At 51.1% G+C, this 18,033-nt stretch carries 12 protein-coding genes; 9 read left to right on the top strand and 3 right to left on the bottom strand.

The window, feature by feature from the left end:
- Positions 1-213 precede the first annotated feature (213 nt).
- The 9 genes from HH215_RS13320 (at position 214) to HH215_RS13280 (ending at position 14,637) form a co-directional block, all read left to right on the top strand.
- On the top strand, positions 214-6,021 hold the full coding sequence (locus HH215_RS13320; RefSeq protein ID WP_169280355.1) for a PKD domain-containing protein: 5,808 nt from the start codon (positions 214-216) through the stop codon (positions 6,019-6,021).
- A 162-nt stretch (positions 6,022-6,183) separates the two neighbouring features.
- Positions 6,184-7,269 (top strand): CgeB family protein, encoded by a 1,086-nt coding sequence (locus HH215_RS13315; RefSeq protein ID WP_254450470.1) that lies wholly within the window; start codon positions 6,184-6,186, stop codon positions 7,267-7,269.
- A 37-nt stretch (positions 7,270-7,306) separates the two neighbouring features.
- Positions 7,307-8,431, top strand: a complete 1,125-nt coding sequence (locus HH215_RS13310; RefSeq protein WP_169280353.1) for a CgeB family protein — start codon at positions 7,307-7,309, stop codon at positions 8,429-8,431.
- Between the two features lie 33 nt (positions 8,432-8,464).
- Positions 8,465-10,039 (top strand): glycosyltransferase family 4 protein, encoded by a 1,575-nt coding sequence (locus HH215_RS13305; protein WP_169280352.1) that lies wholly within the window; start codon positions 8,465-8,467, stop codon positions 10,037-10,039.
- A gap of 4 nt (positions 10,040-10,043) precedes the next feature.
- Positions 10,044-11,135 (top strand): non-hydrolyzing UDP-N-acetylglucosamine 2-epimerase, encoded by a 1,092-nt coding sequence (gene wecB, locus HH215_RS13300; RefSeq protein WP_169280351.1) that lies wholly within the window; start codon positions 10,044-10,046, stop codon positions 11,133-11,135.
- Positions 11,128-12,111, top strand: coding sequence for a polysaccharide biosynthesis protein (locus HH215_RS13295; RefSeq protein ID WP_169280350.1), 984 nt, complete (start codon positions 11,128-11,130; stop codon positions 12,109-12,111). Before wecB ends, HH215_RS13295 begins: the two co-directional genes overlap by 8 nt.
- Complete coding sequence (locus HH215_RS13290) at positions 12,108-12,968, top strand: dTDP-4-dehydrorhamnose reductase family protein (protein ID WP_169280349.1); 861 nt, start codon at positions 12,108-12,110, stop codon at positions 12,966-12,968. The genes HH215_RS13295 and HH215_RS13290 overlap by 4 nt, the downstream gene beginning before the upstream one ends.
- Positions 12,965-13,909, top strand: coding sequence for an NAD-dependent epimerase/dehydratase family protein (locus HH215_RS13285; protein ID WP_169280348.1), 945 nt, complete (start codon positions 12,965-12,967; stop codon positions 13,907-13,909). Before HH215_RS13290 ends, HH215_RS13285 begins: the two co-directional genes overlap by 4 nt.
- 14 nt (positions 13,910-13,923) lie before the next feature.
- Complete coding sequence (locus HH215_RS13280; RefSeq protein ID WP_169280347.1) at positions 13,924-14,637, top strand: glycosyltransferase family 2 protein; 714 nt, start codon at positions 13,924-13,926, stop codon at positions 14,635-14,637.
- Between the two features lie 39 nt (positions 14,638-14,676).
- On the opposite strand, the gene HH215_RS13275 is transcribed toward HH215_RS13280, so the two are convergent.
- The 3 genes from HH215_RS13275 to HH215_RS13265 are packed head-to-tail and all read right to left on the bottom strand — an operon-like array spanning position 14,677 to position 17,896.
- Entirely contained in the window at positions 14,677-16,062 is a 1,386-nt protein-coding gene (locus HH215_RS13275) for a glycosyltransferase family 2 protein (RefSeq protein ID WP_169280346.1), read from the bottom strand.
- Complete coding sequence (locus HH215_RS13270) at positions 16,056-17,138, bottom strand: glycosyltransferase family 4 protein (RefSeq protein WP_169280345.1); 1,083 nt, start codon at positions 17,136-17,138, stop codon at positions 16,056-16,058. The genes HH215_RS13275 and HH215_RS13270 overlap by 7 nt, the downstream gene beginning before the upstream one ends.
- Before the next feature lie 32 nt (positions 17,139-17,170).
- Positions 17,171-17,896: a glycosyltransferase family 2 protein gene (locus HH215_RS13265; protein ID WP_169280344.1), complete on the bottom strand. Its 726-nt coding sequence runs from the start codon at positions 17,894-17,896 to the stop codon at positions 17,171-17,173.
- Positions 17,897-18,033: the final 137 nt, after the last annotated feature.

Genomic DNA, 18,033 nt, shown 5'->3' with positions numbered 1-18,033 from the left:
TATTTTAATATATCACGCACGACGACTGAAGATTTTGATGCTTATAGCAGATATATAAGTTCAAACTCTAGCAATCCGGTTAAATCGAATGAATCCGGAGTGGGAACTGATACGATTCGCTTTCATGTGAATCTACGTGCTGATCTTGAGTCGCCTGAGGAGTACAATGTAATCGATCAAGATGCTAATCCTTACCCAGATGTTAAAGATCCTATGAAGGTTCTCCGAGTTTTCGTTCCGGTAGTGTTTGAAATCGAGCTTCAGGGTCAGCTAGAAGTTCATCATTACACGACAAGCGGCCAAAACATTGATTCGCAGTTTCCGGATCAATCTACGAACATGATCAGCGGTCAAACCTATTCAATCGTGCCAGCAACAAATCCAGCATACAGTTATGTCGGATATAAGAAGAGTACGGTAGGCGTACCGACTGGAGGGACCCGAATCGATGAGGTTCCGCCATCCTTTTTATATAACGGCACCTACGATACATATTATCTAAATCTATACTATCAACAGGATGGAGGGACAATTAACGTCAGGCACATGGTCAAGGCGGGACCGACCGGGACTTATACCCAGAAGGGAACCGAAACGATCACGGCAGATAAACTGCCGGCGACCCAAACCGTAAACCCAAAGTCGTCCTATGGGAAGGTTATTGGAGGTAATGTTAGTTACACCGGATTTTCTGATCAAGTGTTATCGGTTAAAGTTGCAACGGTGAATTTGTCGTCCTCTCAGAAGACGGGAAATGTTACTTTTTTCTATGAAAACAGTTTGAACATTACCGGAAATTTCGATATCCTTCCCTCGCAAAATATCAAATGGAGGGATAGCTTCACGCTGAAGCCGAAAGATTTTGTGATCCCTGCGACGTGTACGTATTTATACCATGAGTATTTAATTGAGAAGGATGGCTTCACCTGGACGAGCTCTAAAGTTAGAGGGCAGACGACCGACTCTCCATTCGCCTACTCCAACTATCCGAGCAATTTGGGCGTTGGAACGAATTTTATTTCAATTAAAGTTACCGCGGATTGCGCGAATTCAGGCTGGGTAAATATTAAGCCGCTTACTATCGAAAGTCCGGCAAGCAATCGTCCACCGGATTTTTCGGTCGGGTTTTTCCGGGAAAATAATCGGAGCGGGATTTTTCCGGATCAAGAGGTGGTCATCAATCAGCGCGTGAACGTACGGGTCATTCAAGACAATACGAAAAATCCGCCATTGCCTAACGATCCTGACGGCGACGCGATTACTTACACTTGGCTATTCGGCAATAGCTCTAGCGCTTGGGTGCGGAGTTTTCCGGACGAGTACGGGGCTTGGGAGCATGACGAAGGTCATTATAACCTTAAAGCGACGGAGCTAGGTTCTCACAGCGTTACGGTTATCGCCCGCGATACGTTCGGAGCGGAATCTAGACGGACGGCTTATATCAACGTCATCCCCGAAAATCCGATCGCGAAGATCGACGGGCCGACGAAGGTCAAAGAGAATCGGCCGCTTCCGCAGCCTTTTACGGGCGAACGGAGCTATAGTCCCATCGGAAGGGCGATCTCGCAATATCTATGGGACAATAAACGGGACGTCTACGCGACACCCGGTACGGAAACGATTAAGCTCGATGTCGTGGACAGCGCAGGATTAAAATCACTGTACCCCGCACAAGCGACGCTATTGGTTATCCCCGACGATCCGCCGATCGGAAAGCTGGATGTTCCACCGCTAGGGATTCGCGTGAATGACTATAACATTTTCAATAAATCGTATAGTCCCGACGGCGATAAAATCGTAAGCATTAGTTATCGATATAAGTATGATGCGAACAATGATGGGATATACGACGAGGCATGGACGACGTTAACGGGAGGCAACCTTACGAAGGTCATTTTACGCCCGGCAAAGGTAGGCAAATACCTGATCGATGCAAGGGTGTGCGAGGATTGGGGGAAATGCGCGTGGGTATCGGATACGCAGCCGGAAAGCACAAGGATTATCGATGCGGTTAATTTAGCGCCAAGCGTTTCGTTCCTCATTGAAGGAGAAAATGAAATCCCGAAACCGCCAACGGACGATTCGATCCCCGCCAGTGAAATTCTGAAATGGGACTTGTATGATGTGAACACGACATCGAAGACCACGAATAGTCCCTATAAGTGGTCCAAGGATGGAAAAACTCTACTTGCCGGGCTAGGAAAGGGCATGGAGAGGCAGTTCAGAACAATGGCATCGGTCGGGTTTGGCGGCGGGGGGTGGGACTCGCAAAGCGGATTCCCTTCGTTAACCGATAATGGATTCGGGCCGAATAATCTATCTCCGTATAAATCTATGGCTTGGAGAGATTCAAGTCGTTCGCAGCCGTTACTTGTCCCTACGAAATGGTCTGGCTATACAGCCGGGGATGATTATACGAACTTAAGTGTTGCGAGATTTTACAATAAAGTACGAACCAACAAGACTTATATGTATTTTGACCAAGGCGACACCCAAGGTGATAACATTTATATTTTTGCGCTAAACAAAAAGAAGATTCCCGCATATTCAACGGAATATAGGTTGACCTGCGGTGGATCGACCGACATGAGTTTGTGCAACGGGTATAACTGGGAACAAAATCTCGTGCATAAATGGAATGGCCCGAATCCATACGACTTTATTTTGAATTTATCCAATTCGACTGCCCCCAAATACAGTGTTCCGTATTATTCCGAAGACGATAAAAAAAATGCGAGTAATTGGTATTCGCAAGCCGATTCGGGTGATTTCTCAAAGGCTTCTTCAAGCGCACAGGTTCAATTGAAACCCCTGACATACGAAATTACGGGTAGCCGAATTTATGTTGTTTATCAGCGGATGATGTTTGCCGCTTACTATTATAGCGAGGGGAAAGGATCAAGCACCAGCTACTATCCCGGTTCGAAAAATTACTTGGATATTCATACGTTCGATGCGTACACCGGAGAATTTCTAGCCAGTTCGTACGATAAAGGCGAACGCGTAAAACTGGCGGGTGGCAGCGTCGTATCTTCGGTACACGGTGACAACTTGGTTCTCACCCCAAACTGGGGTAGTCATACGATCCAAGAATTTGATCGACAAGGGAAACTGGCGGTTCAAAAGGATCTTTCCCTACCTGCGACGCAAGATACATACGCTAGGAAGGGAAGAAACGGATTAGGCATTCCTTTTACCGAAGATCCAATGCTCTATACGTGTTCGTGGAGTGCAATGTCTAAGATGGACTGGAAAGACACGGACGGCAATCGATATCTGTATATGATTAACACTTGCTCAAGACCCGCCCAAAACGACACGATTAATCTCGATCCGGATTTTAATCCGGAATCGCCAGCCGGACTCTACCTAGTCCAAGTCAAACCGAATTATTCGATCGGCATTAAAGCTCGCATTAAAGGTACAACGTTAACCGAAACCAGACCGGGTCCGTATGATCTGAACTTGGAGACTATACCCGTATTAGCCATTAACCCGATTACCAAACAAGCGATCACAAGATCAACAAAACCAATATGGAACAGCATGTGGGGCAGCGATTATTTTAGCAACTTGGTCGATTTAACGACCGGAGCCGTAAGCGATTGGGGAATGGCACGTCCGTCTTCTTCCGTACAAAGAAACGGCGGAGGCTTTACGATTGGTCACAATGGAAGTTTCGGCTACGGATGGGCGACGAACACCATCGATAATGCTTTTGTTAAGCATGATAACTTCAGTTCTTTCGAGTATATGAAGAGAGCTTATCCGATGGTCGTCAGCGGAGAAACTACAAAATATATTCGGTTCGGTGAGTATGTTGGCGATGGCGTGTATTTGTCGATGTACGATACGGATTATTGGATGAACGCGCCGGGAGGCGGAGGGGGCGGACCATCTTCTTCAGCGCACATGTTTTTGGATGTGGGAACTCCGGTTAATGCCGAAGTGTACAAAGGATTCCAGCTCGGTCAATTCGTATCGCCGGACGCTTATGAGGATGCGGAGTATACGTTTACCGTAAATATGGATGCGCCGCAAGAGGATGCAACATTAGCCGGTCTATCGTTTCGCATGACGAATCCGAAATATCGCTACGCGGTTGAAATGGACGGTAGCAAAATCTTTCTATCCAAATATGTTAACGGCAATAGGACCGTACTAGACAGCAACGACTTCCCGTTCCAATCCCATACGGACTACGGCTTCAAGATCTTGACGCAAGGCGATGAGATCGCGGTGTTCATGGACGGCGTTCCGTATTTTGAAGTAACGGATGCGACTTACCAATCGGGCAAATTCGGACCTTTCTCGGACAAGTCCTATGTAAGCTTCTCGGGTATTAGCCAGAAGGATCTATCCAATCCGGATGTGGAATGGCTGTCCAGCTATGCGATCTGGGATGAAGGTTCCGCTACGGCGAATGTACGCTATAGCAATATCGTGTATACGGATCCCGAGAACGATCCCGCCGCGCAAAATAACCTATGGACGATCTCGCATACGCCGAAATTCCTAAACAACCAAGGCCTGTCAGCGTTACACGGGCAAACTTTAGCGAGCCCCGCGCTGATCTTCGATAAAGTCGGTAATTATCGGGTGACCTTAAAAGCGCAGGACGACCCGCACCCGAATTACTTATTCCCGGCAACGGAGTTCGGCAATTATCGCAAGTGGTCGAACGAATTCTGGCAAATCATCACCGTTCATCGTCGCCCGGTATCCCAATTCACGGTTTCGGTCCATCCGGTTAATAAATCGGTCGTGTGGAGCGACGAAAGCTACGACCCGGATCGATGGCTTAGCGCGACGAAATACAGCACCGAAGCGACGGGAATCGACTACAGAGCGACGCGCGGCGTTCTCGAATGGAGACACTACTATGTTACGCCGAACGGAACGATGGTGAATCAAAAGCTCGTCACGCCTCAGGAAGTCGGGGAGTATCGCGTAGGGATGCAGGTGAAAGACGAGTATAGCGCATGGAGCTACTGGACGGAACAAACGATCGAGATCGATACGCCGGTCGTTCCGGACGATCCTCCGATCGCCGGCTTCACCATAACGCCGGGATCAAGTTACATGAATTTACCGTTCTCCGTTACTTCCACGGCTCACGATAAGGAGGATGGTCCAGCAGCGAATCTGAAGCACGCGTATTATGTACGCAACGTAACGGAAAACAGTCTGGAGACGATTCGCTCAACCGACCGCGGGACATGGACGACTAGCTTCTCTTCGCTCGGCGTTATCGAGGTCAGGCAAGTCGTTACGGATTCCAAAGGCCAGTCCGCGCAGATTACGCAACGAATATCGATTATCAACAGAGGACCGATCGCCGATTTCGATTGGTTGCCGAAACCGGTGTTTGAAGGAGATAACGTAAACATCGCAAATCGTTCGACGGACCCGGACGGCGATCCGTTAAGCTACTTATGGACAATAGTCGCACCGGATGCCGAAAGGAAAACGGGATCGACCAAAGATACGAATATCGTAGGCGGAGAGACGATAAATCGGGCGGGAGTTTATTTGGTTACATTGCTGGTTACGGATATTCATGGAGCAACGGATAGCGTAACCAAGCCGATTCCGATCGGAGAACTCACGATCTCCGGTAAAGTCAGTCATACGCCGGAATGGGAAGCGAACCGATGGAACTGGAATACCAAGTATCCTGGCAAATATCGCGGAGAGGACGTATTCTGGGCGGGAGAGGCTTTCGTGCTTGAAGCCATCGTAACGGATACGGGGGCTTCAGGAACGCGGGCGATCGCCGTAAAAGCGGCTGCCACGGCCGAACTGAAAAAAAGCTTAAAGCCCGCTTCTCCGATCTCTACATTATGGAATGAAATTTTGCGCGAGCGAGATACCGTTCTGATTTTCGAAGAGCTTCCGAACGGGCCTTACGAATTCGAATTTACGGTGAACTACAGTAACGGCGTGATGAAATCGACGGTCGTCCCGATCGAAATACGTAATCGGGTGGATGAGTACGTTCAGGTTCATCGCGTTCAATAAACGCATATTGGATTGGTCAAGCGCCCGTTCTCCCGCATTGTCGAGAGAACGGGCGCTTTTTGCCCGCCTAAATTCGTCCCTTGGACGGGTAAGTATCCAAGTCCAACCCTGCGCTAACGCATATATTGATTGCGGGTGATGAGGATGCGGAGCCATTCGATTGTGAAAAACAGGGAACGAGGCCGCAATGACGGCTTTCGGAGCGGTTGGTTGGAAGGTTGGAGATTAGGAGCCAGCAAAGGGATCGACGAAGGGATCCAGCAGGTCGTTCATACGCCAAGCAAAGCGCGTATTCTCTATGTCCCGCAAGGCTTCGAAGCGATTGATCAAGGCGTGATCGCCGCATTGCAAGCCGAGGTAGCCGAAGTCCGCATCGCGTCGGCCGCGGAGATGCGGCTGCAAGCGGCGCAATATCGGCCGGATGCCGTACTCGTAATGAATGGATTGCATGTGTTCCCTCCCGATCATCTGGAGCAGATCGATGCAATTCGAGGCTTGGGAATTCCGACGGTGATCTGGTTTGTCGACGACCCTTACGTAACCGACAATACGATGACGATCGCCCCGCGCTACGAATATGTTTTTACCCATGAAAAATCATGCATCAGATTGTACCAATCTCTGGGTTGTTCGAAGGTTTATCATTTGCCGCTCGCGGCTCATTTCGATCTATTCAAACCTATGGCGGTTCCCCAGCAATATCGAACGGATATTTGTTTCATCGGAATCGCGTTCTGGAACCGGGTGGAGCTATTCGATCAGATCGCTCCTTATTTGCAAGACAAGAGGGTACTTATCGGAGGCAAGTTGTGGGATAGGATGGAGCAGTATCCGATTTTATCGAAGTTCGTTCACGATGGGTGGATCGAGGTTCCGGAAACCGCTAAGTATTACAACGGAGCCAAAATCGTCATTAATCTTCATCGTACGACCGAAGCGGGCAAAGATAATCTGAACGGAATCAATTGGCCGGCGGAATCGATTAACCCTAGAACGTTCGAAATGGCGGCATGCGGAACGTTGCAATTGACGGATATGCGGAGCGAGCTTCCCGAGCATTTCGCGATCGGATCGGAAATCGCCGTCTTCGATAATGCTCAGCATCTGATTCAACAGATGGACTTCTATTTAAAGAACGAGGAGGAACGTCTTCGCGTCGCCATGAGAGGCTATCGGCGGACGAAGCGGGATCATACGTTTAACGAGCGGATTCGGAGGATGCTGAACGTAATCGGACTTCAATCCTAATGCATTACGGCAAGAATCAGCGCGGGAGGGATGAAGGTTGAGTAAAACGAAAAGACGTTTGACCGAAAGCAAAGTAGACCCGGAGTATCGTAAAGGTCGCTCAGCCGGGTATTCTCTGGGATGGACGGACGGACATTGGTTCGGCCGTTGCGAAGCCGTTGCTCGTAAGGCTTCTCCCGTACCCGTCAAAAGGCCGATCCATGTTCTCTACGTGACATCGGGCAAAGGTTACCCTTATACCCCGTTAGATAACGGAATCGTCGAAACGCTTAAGCTGATCGCGCAGCAGGTAACCTTGGTCGTTCCGGATGACGACATCGTATCTGTCGCGGCTGCTGTTAGACCGGATATGATGCTTGCTTTGGACGGCATGCATCTCTCGCACGAGAAGGTTCAAGCGATTAACGCGCTGGGAATCCGAACGGCGATATGGTTTACGGACGATCCGTATTACACGGACATAACCGCAGGCATTGCCGTTCACTATCAACACGTCTTTACGTTGGAACGCAATTGTCTCCCCTACTACGCGAATTCCGGTTGCGCCCGCGTCTCCTACTTGCCGCTTGGCGTATTTCCGGGTTCTTACCGGCCGCGCAATACGCCGCACTCCATGCGCGGAGAGATCAGCTTCATAGGCACCGCCTATTGGAATCGGGTGGAGCTATTTAATCGAGCTATCCCCTTGCTGGCTCATAGGCGCTTGCGGATTTCCGGAATGTGGTGGGATCGACTCGCCGAATACGAGCGTTGGAAAGGGTTAATCGACTTAGACAAGTGGATGGAGCCGGATGAAACCTCGGAGAAATACAACGCGAACCGAATCGTCATCAATTCCCATCGGGCTCATGACGACGAAACTTTTAATCAGAACAGCGCCCGGATTACCGCCGTCTCTCCGAACCCGCGAACATTCGAGATTTCGGCTTCCGGAACGTTGCAATTAACCGATTGGCGCGAAGATATCGCCCAATTCTATGTTCCCGGAGTTGAAATCGTGACTTACGACTCCCCGGAGGACATGGCAGCCAAAGTCGATTACTACTTGGAGCATGAGGAAGAAAGGCAAGAAATCGCGTTAAGAGGCCTCTATCGGACATTGCGGGACCACACGTATGTTTCCCGACTAAATCAGCTCATGGATTTGACAATGAATGGTTAATAGCCGCTCCGTGAAAGTCGGCAGTTCCATACATTGTACAACTCGGCAAAAGGAGGTGACGAACATACCGATGAGCAGATATGGGTATGCGGCGGCATGAACGGGGCGAAACCGAAACTCCTACTATTTTCCCACATATGCAGTCCGGTGTTCGTCACAGGAGCGGAAAAACTGTTATTCCTATTCACTCGGGAGATGGTCCGACGGTTTGAATGCGTAATGGTCGTTCCCCAACAGGGGGCGATCGCCGAGAAAGTCAGAGCGCTTGGAGTAAGAACGATCGTACTGGATATTCCGCTATGTATTTCCATTTACACGGCCGCCCCGACGATCTTAGAGGAATTAGAAGCGATGAAGAGACATTCGTCATGGGGACGGATACATGCATTGCTAGCCGAAGAACGGCCCGATTACGTGTTAGTGAACACAAGCGTTCATCCTTTACCCGCGTTAGCGGCGAAATCGATGGGCATTCCGACGATCTGGGCGATGATGGAGACGATTATGGATAGGCCCGGTCGCAACGTCTCCGTCCCTCTCATAGCCGCGAATAGCGACATGGTCGTCGGAATTTCCCATTCGACGCTTCAACCTATCCAGAAACTTGCTCCGACCGCGCAAACGTTCATGTTGCCGCCGTATTTGGTCCGCGATGAGCTGCTTCCGAATAGCTGGGCATATCACCGCCTTCGGTTACGGCAACAGTACGGCTGGGGCGAGTATCACCGCGTTGCGGGTTATCTGGCTGCGACGATCTATACGAGCAAAGGCTTGGAGCAGTTCGTGAATGCGATGCTGCCGATTGCGTTCAGCGATGTCAGAGCACGTTTTCTTATCATCGGAAACTCGGCCGACGATACGTATTACCGCAATTGCCAGAAGATTGCGCAGCAATCCGGTTACGGGGACAGATTCCTCTTCTTGCCCTTCGCGGAACAGATCCAACATGCTTTTCCGGTTATGGACGTGTTGGTTGTCCCTAGTCTCGTAGCGGAAGGTTTCGGCATGACGGCGCTGGAGGGACTTATGTTCGGCAAGGGCGTCGTTGCCTTCGCGTCGGGAGGCCTTTCGGAAATCTTGACCGCGACGGGCAATGAGGAGTTTCTGGTCAACACGGGCGACGTTAACGGGATAACCGAACGAGTGAATATGTTGCTCAGCAACGAAGGATTGTTGAAGGCCGTCGGAGATCGGAACACGCAGTCGTCCCAGCAGGTGTTCGGCGTAGAAGCTTTCCGTTCCCGACTGGATGCATTAATCGAGCAATTGCCTCATTCGCCCGGATATCAACGAAGCTCCTTATGGCGAGGGAGCGCGCCAACCGTTTATTTAGTCGAACACGGCACGAAACGCCCGTTTGCCTCGGAAAGTGCCTTTCTGCACAGAGGTTATCGATTCGAAGAGGTAACGGAAGTTCCCGACCACGATTTGAACGTGTTGCCTTCGGGACACCCGATCAAGGATGCGGTGCAGCAAAATTCCGTTCGAGCCGGAAGGAAGAAAAGGAGTCATTCGAGATCTCGGACGAAACGAGGATCGAGGAAGCGTCGCACGCGTCCGGTACGAGGGAGAAAAGCGGGCAAAAAAGCACATCGCAGAAGAAGGTGAATTCATGCGCGTCGTTACGATATTGGGAACCCGGCCGGAGATTATTCGCCTAAGTTTAATTATCGGCAAGCTTGATCGCTTAGCAGACCGGCATGTACTCGTTCACACGGGCCAGAATTTCTCCCCTAGCTTAAGCGCGGTCTTCTTCGAGCAGCTTGGATTGCGCGCGCCCGATCTGTTGCTGGATGACCGCAAAGAGACGATCGGCGGACAGCTCTCCGTCATGTTCGCTTCCGTGGAACGCTTGTTGCTGAAGGAGCAGCCGGACAAAGTTCTTGTTCTAGGCGATACGAACAGCGCCCTGTGCGCCATGGTCGCGGAAAGGATGGGAATTCCGGTCGTTCATATGGAAGCTGGCAATCGGTGCTTCGACTTGAGAGTGCCGGAGGAGAAGAACAGGCGGATCATCGATTCGGTCTCGACTTATAATCTCCCCTACACCGAGAATAGCAAGAACAACCTATTGCGCGAAGGATTTCCCGTTCAAAGGATATTCAAGTCCGGCAATCCGATCTACGAGGTGCTAAGGCACTATGAGAAACAAGTTGATCATAGCAACGTGCTTGAACGCCTTGGCGTGACATCCGGCCAATATTTGCTGGCGACCATTCACCGCGCGGAGAACGTCGATGATCCGGGGACGCTCAGTGATATCATGGAAGGCTTAAGCCAAACAGCCGAGGAGCACCGGCTGCCGCTCGTTTGCAGCTTGCATCCGCGAACGAAATCGAGACTAACGGAAGAAAACAGAGCGTCTATTCATCCGTTAGTCACGTTTCATGAGCCTTTCTCCTTCTTCGATTTCGTTCGGTTGGAGAAGCATGCCCGCCTTGCCTTAACGGATAGCGGCACCGTTCAGGAGGAGTGCTGCATCTTCGGAGTGCCGACGGTAACGATCCGGCGGACGACGGAGAGGCCGGAAACGGTGGATTGCGGAAGTAACGTCGTAGCGGGACTCCGTCCCGAGGACATTAAGAACGCGGTTAGAATCATGATGTCTTTAAACGATGCTTGGGAATGCCCGGAAGGATATCTGGTGGATAACGTATCCGATAAAGTGGCTAAATTTGTGCTTGGAGGGAAAAGGGATGTTTAAAGATCGGCGTATCCTGGTCACCGGAGGGACCGGTTCATGGGGCTATGAATTGATAAAACAGCTGTTGCCGTTCGGTCCTGCCGAAGTGATCGTGTACTCCCGGAACGAGTCTAGCCAGGTAGCGATGAACCGCGCGTTCGAAGACCCGCGGCTTAGCTTCTGCATCGGCGATGTCCGGGATCGGGAGGCGCTGTCCAAAGCATGCAAAGACGTGGATATCCTCTTCCATCTGGCGGCGCTTAAACATGTTCCGGTGTGCGAGGATCAGCCCTACGAAGCTTTGAAAACGAATGTAATCGGCACGCAGAACGTCATCGAAGCGGCCATTGAGAATAAAGTAAAGCACGTAATTAATATTTCGACCGATAAAGCGGCTAACCCGTCGAACTTCTATGGGATGACCAAGGCGATAGGAGAAAAATTAATCGTCTACGCCAACCTTCTGCGAAGCGACACGAAATTTGTTTGCGTACGCGGCGGTAACGTGCTTGGAACGAACGGCAGCGTCGTGCATCTATTCATGAACCAGATTAAGCATAAGAATCAAATCAGCTTAACGGATCGCGGAATGACTCGGTTTTTCATGACGCTGGAGGAAGCCATTCGACTTCTGTTCAAAGCGACGGCGCAGAGCATCGGCGGAGAAATCTTCGTCATGACGATGCCTACTTGCCGGATCATCGATCTGGCCGATGTATTGATGGACGCGATGGGGAAACGAGTAGACATGGTAGAGACAGGCATTAGACCCGGAGAGAAAATCCACGAGATTCTGCTAACCGAATATGAAAGCTTGAATACGATCGTCTATGACGATCAATATCTCGTTATTCTTCCTACGGTGGACATTCCGGGCTTGCGGAATCATTATGGCTCTTATATTCCCGTGGATTTCGAAAGTTTCTCCTCTAGTCAATCGCTTATGAATAAAGACGAGATTCGAGAAATGCTTGAACGCGGAGGGTTTCTTCAATGAAAATCGCCCTGCTTGGCGGCAATGGAATGGCCGGTCATCTATTGGCGACATATTTGAAGCGAAGCACGGATTACGACATCATCGTTACGGTAAGGCCGCATTCTGGTTCGAACCGAACTTCGGAGGCGCTTCGCGGCCTTCAAGTTCGGGAGCTGGATGTTCGTTCTCTCGAGGAAGTGAGGCGATTCATCGAACATTCGGCTCCCGACCTCATTATCAATGCGGTCGGCATATTGAACCATCAAGCGGAGGATTTTCCTCAGGACGCTTATAAGGTGAACGGTCTGCTTCCGCATTGGCTTCGCTATTGGGGAGAACAGATTGGCGCAAGGCTCGTTCATATCAGCTCCGATTGCGTGTTCTCCGGTTCAAGGGGGCAGTACCGCGAAAGTGACGCTCCGGACGGAACATCGGTTTATGCTCGGTCCAAGGCGCTAGGCGAATTTCGCGACTCCAAACACGTGACGATTCGCACTTCCATCATCGGCCCCGATCATAAGCCTGAAGGAATCGGATTGATGAAGTGGTTTCTTGCTCAGCAAGGGGAAGTGAGCGGGTATCGAAAGGTGTTGTGGAACGGAGTCACGACTCTCGAGCTTGCAAAAGCGACCAAATGGTTGATCGATCACCCGGAAACGGGAGGGTTAGTCCATCTGACCGCCGCAGAAACGGTATCCAAGCACGATCTGCTGCTGTTGATGCAGGAAACCTTCGACAAGAGAAACGTCTCCATTGTGCCTACCGATGAACCGATCATCGATCGAACGCTCATCGCGACTAGGGAGGACTTCGGCTACAAGGCACCCAAATATGCGGAAATGCTGGTTGAGCTTCAGCAGTGGATGGCTGAACCATGACTGCCCGCACCATACTTATCACGGGAGCAGGAGGTTTTACGGGAAGGCACGCTTGCCGTCAGTTCATGAACGCCGGATGGAACGTGATAGGTATCGTTTCTCCGCGTTCTCCGGCAGGAGACGGCATCGAGGCGTCGCATGTGGAAAAATGCGACCTTACCGACGGGGCTGCCGTCATGAGATTGCTAAAGCGAATGGAGCCGACCGCGGTGCTGCATGCGGCCGGGAGAAATGCGGTGGATTACTCATGGAAAGATCCAACCTCGACGATTGCGGTCAACTTCATGTCCACTGTCTACATTTTGGAAGCCGTTCGAGCCATGGGGCCGTGTAAAGTGCTTATTATCGGTTCCATGCTCCGTTCGGAACAAGAGGGAATCTCTGTTCCCGCCCATCCCTATGGCTTCAGCAAAACATTGCAAGCTGAGGTCGCAAAGGCATGGCATCATCTGTACGGATTACCTGTTATGGTCGCAGAGCCCTCGAATTTAATCGGTCCCGGCGGCAGCGCGGGATTATGCGGCAAGATCGCAAGGTGGACGATCGCCGCGGAAGAGGCGGGAGGACAATTGCCGCCATTCCAGCTCTCCTCCTTGCACGAAGCGAGGGATTTCTTGGACGTAAGGGACGCCGTCTCCGCGTATGAGATCGTCTTGGAGGATGGGGTTCCCGGAAGTAATTATGCTTTGGAATCGGGTGCTTTCCGCACGTTAGGGGAAGTACGGCAAACCTTCGACGAGGCATCGAGCATCGTGCTCCCGTGGGTGATCGGCAACGACTCTTCAAGAGCGTCCCCGGCGGCAAGGGATACCTCGTACATTCGCGAACTTGGTTGGAAGCCGGTCTATTCGTTCCGGCAATCGATTCGCGATGCATTAGAGGACGAGCGCAAACGCAGACAGCGGGAAAGGGGAGGATCGCCATCCGATCGTATGGCGTAAAACAGCAGCCGACCGTGACCGTTGTCGTACCCTTCTATAACGATCCTTATCTTCCTGTGGCGTTGGAGAGCGCGCTAGCGCAAACCTACGAACCTCTGGAAATCATTGTGGTGAATGACGGATCTATGCGCGAAACGAACCTCCTGGAGCGTTATGAGGGACGAATTCGCGTTCTCAACAAGATTAACGGGGGTACGGCCAGCGCTTTGAACGCGGGTTTCCGCAGCGCTAAAGGACAATACGTAGCCTGGTTAAGCTCGGACGACCGCTTCCTGCCCGACAAAATCGAACGGCAGGTTCGATATATGACGGAGAGCGGACACTCGATTAGCCATACGGCCTTCTGGCAAATGAACGGAGACGGCGAGACCGATCGTCAACCGGTCGTCCTTCACGACGATTCCATGGTTCATTTTTACCGGTCGATGCTCGAAAGCAATACGGTGAACGGGTGTACGGTTATGATGAATAAAGCTTTGTTTACCCGCATGGGCGGATTCAGCGAGCAACTGAAGTATACCCACGATTACGAGTTATGGCTAAGAACGATCGTTGCGGGTTATCCGATCGGATATTTGAATATCCCGTTAACGGAGTACCGGATTCATTCCGGAATGGGCTCCTTGATGTATCGAGAATCGGTTCTACAGGAAGTGGAAGACTTACAGAAAATGTACATCCCTCGGCTTCGGAACCTGATAACCGCTTTGCAAGGGGGATCTCATTAACAATAAGACCGTCGGGGAAAATCCCCGACGGTCTTATTGTTAATGGATAGGGAATCCGATGGGAACGCGGTTGAAGAGCTCTACCGGAATAATGACGGCTCTGTCCATGCTCCAACCGAACCTGCCGAGCGTTTGCTCCCAGACGATCGGGCGCAATCGCTGGCCTTCGCCGTAGTAAAGACCTCCGTTAGGGCCGCGGTAGAGCAAATAATCGTACAGCTCGTATTCTTCCCATGCGTTGCCCTGCATCGGCCATCCCTCCGGTAAGCTCCAGATTTGCTCGAAGCTGACGGGAATGGCTTCGTCCAATCTCAATCCGAGCTGAGAGAGTACCGAATCGTTGCGGATGGGATAACGGATGCCATTGCCGACGTTATGCAATCCGCCGCCGGGATCTCTGGCTAGGAATACGTCGGGATAACCGTGCGGGAAATTCATCGCGTCAAGGGGCTGACCGGAAGGCAAACCTTGAAGGAAGGAGTTTCCGCAGCGAGCGATTCTGTCGTAACTAAGCTTCAATCGGAGGAAGGTATCGTAAGAATTTACCGGCCGTTTGAGCCCGCGTTCCATCCGGAAGACGCAACCGTCGTCCGCAAGAGCGTACCAACCGCTTGGCAAATCCGGGCTTAACGGCGGATGATGGGGGTGAGGACTGGCGTACCGATCGGGCAAGAAGGCGGGGTCATGCCGTAAGATGAGCCGCTCCGGGTTAAATCCCCATTTTCGAATAAATAACCGTCTGTTCACGGCGGCCACCCCATACATATCGATGGCGTTAGAGTCGAAGCTGCGGTTTCCTTCGTGATAAACGAACGCGTCCCCCGCCAGACGAAGGAACAATCCCGCCTTCAGAACGCGATAGCCGAGATCGATATCTTCGTAGCCTCCGATCCCGAAGGCTTCATCGAATCCCCCGAGCGCGAGCCAGGTGCTTCGCCGTAATAACATGCAGAAGCCGCTTAACGCGGCTAGATCTTGCCAGAGCGCCGGGTTATGGCGGTTAAACTGTTGGGCGAACAGATGATATTGTCCTTCGTTGCTTACGTCCGCTGGGATCTTCTGCAGGGGGAGCACGAAATTAGATTTCGGTCCGACGATGCCGATCCGTTCGCTGGAATGCAAGCATTGCAGCATGACGGACAGCCAGCGATGAGATACGATCGTATCGTTGTTGAGCAGCAAGATATGATCGCCGTTCGCGATCGCGGCTGCCTGATTGCAGGCCGGAGCAAACCCGACGTTAACGGGGTTGGCAATCAATCGGATATCGGATTGTTGGGCGAGCCAAGCCACGGTTCCGTCCGTCGAACCGTTATCGACGAAGATGAGTTCGTAAGGGCTATCCGTAAAGGTCCGGATGCTATGAAGGCAACGTAGCGTCTGGTCCATATTGTTCAACGTTAGGACGATGATGCTCGTCAACATGGTTTCGCGCCTACAGCCTCTAGCATATCGGAGAAGTTTATTGCGTATTTTTCCATCGAAAAATCACTCCGCACATGTTTTTTTCCCCTTAACACAAGGGATTTCCTCAGAGATTTATCGGTCATCAAACGCACGATCCGATCGGTTGCCCCATCGATATCCCCATGTGAGTAATAGAGCCCCGTAACCTCTTCGATGATCGCGGAACGAACGCCATCGGAATTCGAAGTGACGACGGGACAGCCGCTGCTTAGAGCTTCCAATGCGACGTATGGCGCGCCTTCCGCTTTGGATGTCATGCACAATACACCTCCGGATGACGCGATAAGCCGGAAATATAAGGGGATCTCTGCGCTTATGATATTGTGATAGTGATCGAGATAAGGCGTTAGCCCTAGCTGATTCATCCGGAGCAGCAATCGTTCGTTTTCCCCAGGTTCCGCTAGCGCGGGGTCGCTAAACATCCATAACCGAACATACGGTATCCGCTTGATGACCTCGGCTCCGATGAGGAGGAAATCGCTCCAGTTTTTATTGTCTTCCAACCTGCCGATCCAGACGAGAGGCGGATACGGGAGAGGCGGCGGGAGAGGGAGGTCGAAGCTGTCCGGATCGAAAGGATTGGCAAACGAGAACTTCGGTTTAAGAGGATAAATCTCTTGGAGCAAAGCACCGATATGAGGCGTGGACGGGTATAAGAACGCATTCGCATAGGGGCTAAGGTACGGTTGGGCTTCGGTCAGATTTTGCCTGGCGTTATCCGGAGTGCCGAAGCCTTGAATTTCGAAAATAATCGGCTTGTCGAAGCCAAGCTGACGAAGCAGCAGCACTTGCAGGAAGAACGAGGTGACGACGATGCAATCGAAAGAATAATGCTTCAGAATATGCTGAATCTCCGGCGGTTCCGAAGCGTAGAAAACCGGGATCTCGGGAGAGTAGCCGGTGGATCCGCTTCCTTCCCGGAAGTAAAGGAAATGGCATTGGATCCCTACGGGAAGCAAAGCCCTGTACCGCAATCGATTCAAGGTATCGACGCCGCCGCTTGGCAGAATGAACATGAACAGAACTTTCTTCATCCTACTTCCCTCCCTCATCGACGATCGGATGTTTACAATACCCGTAACAGAGCATGCATTTGGGGGGCGTACTGATCCCTCACCTGGTTGAATTCTTGATCTACGAGAGCCTTCTTCCGAACCGTGCCCATACTTTCGTGCCAACGATAGAGCGTCAATACTTCATTGATGAAGTAAAAATCAATTCGGGCAAGATGAACTCTAAGCCAATATTCGTAATCCTGCGTACAAGCGAGTGCTTCGTTGAAATATCCGATGCGGCTTGCCAGCGAACGATGCATCATAACCGTCGATCCATTGATCGGGCAGAAGGTGAACAACGCTTCTATTAATTTACGAAGACTAGGAAATTTAACGGCGAGCGCGCTCATCGTGATCTCGTTATTCTCGTTAATGAGATGGAAATCGGTGCAACTGATAGGAGCTTGGTGCTGTTCCATGAAAGCGACTTGTCGCGCGATTTTGTGAGGGTACATCAAGTCGTCGGAACTAAGCCATGCGATGTATTTACCGCTCGCGCAGCGTAGGCCGAAGTTCAGCGCGCTACCCGTCCCTCCGTTGGCTTTGCCGAAATAGTGAATACGGGAGCGGAACGGATCGAGTTTATTCTGGTGTATGGTGGATCCATCGTCGACGACGAGAACTTCGATATTGGGATAAGTTTGATTTAATACGCTTGCTACCGCTTGGTCGACGAAGGGACAATTGTAGAAAGGGATAATGACGCTGACGAGCGGAAACTCCTGATCGTTTGCCATAGCTACCTCCATATCTGAATCGCATCATAATATGTACCAGTTTATGTGGACAGGGCGGTTGCCGTCACGACGGTTGAACCTGTCTGAATTGCCTATTTTCCACCTTTGTCCAAGCATGGATCCTTAATCGGAATAAA

Origin of the sequence: Cohnella herbarum (assembly GCF_012849095.1) — a bacterium.
In the GTDB taxonomy this organism is placed as follows: Bacteria; Bacillota; Bacilli; order Paenibacillales; family Paenibacillaceae; genus Cohnella; species Cohnella herbarum.
Note: the sequence above shows the minus strand (reverse complement) of the source record. Positions and strands in the feature narration are given on the sequence as shown.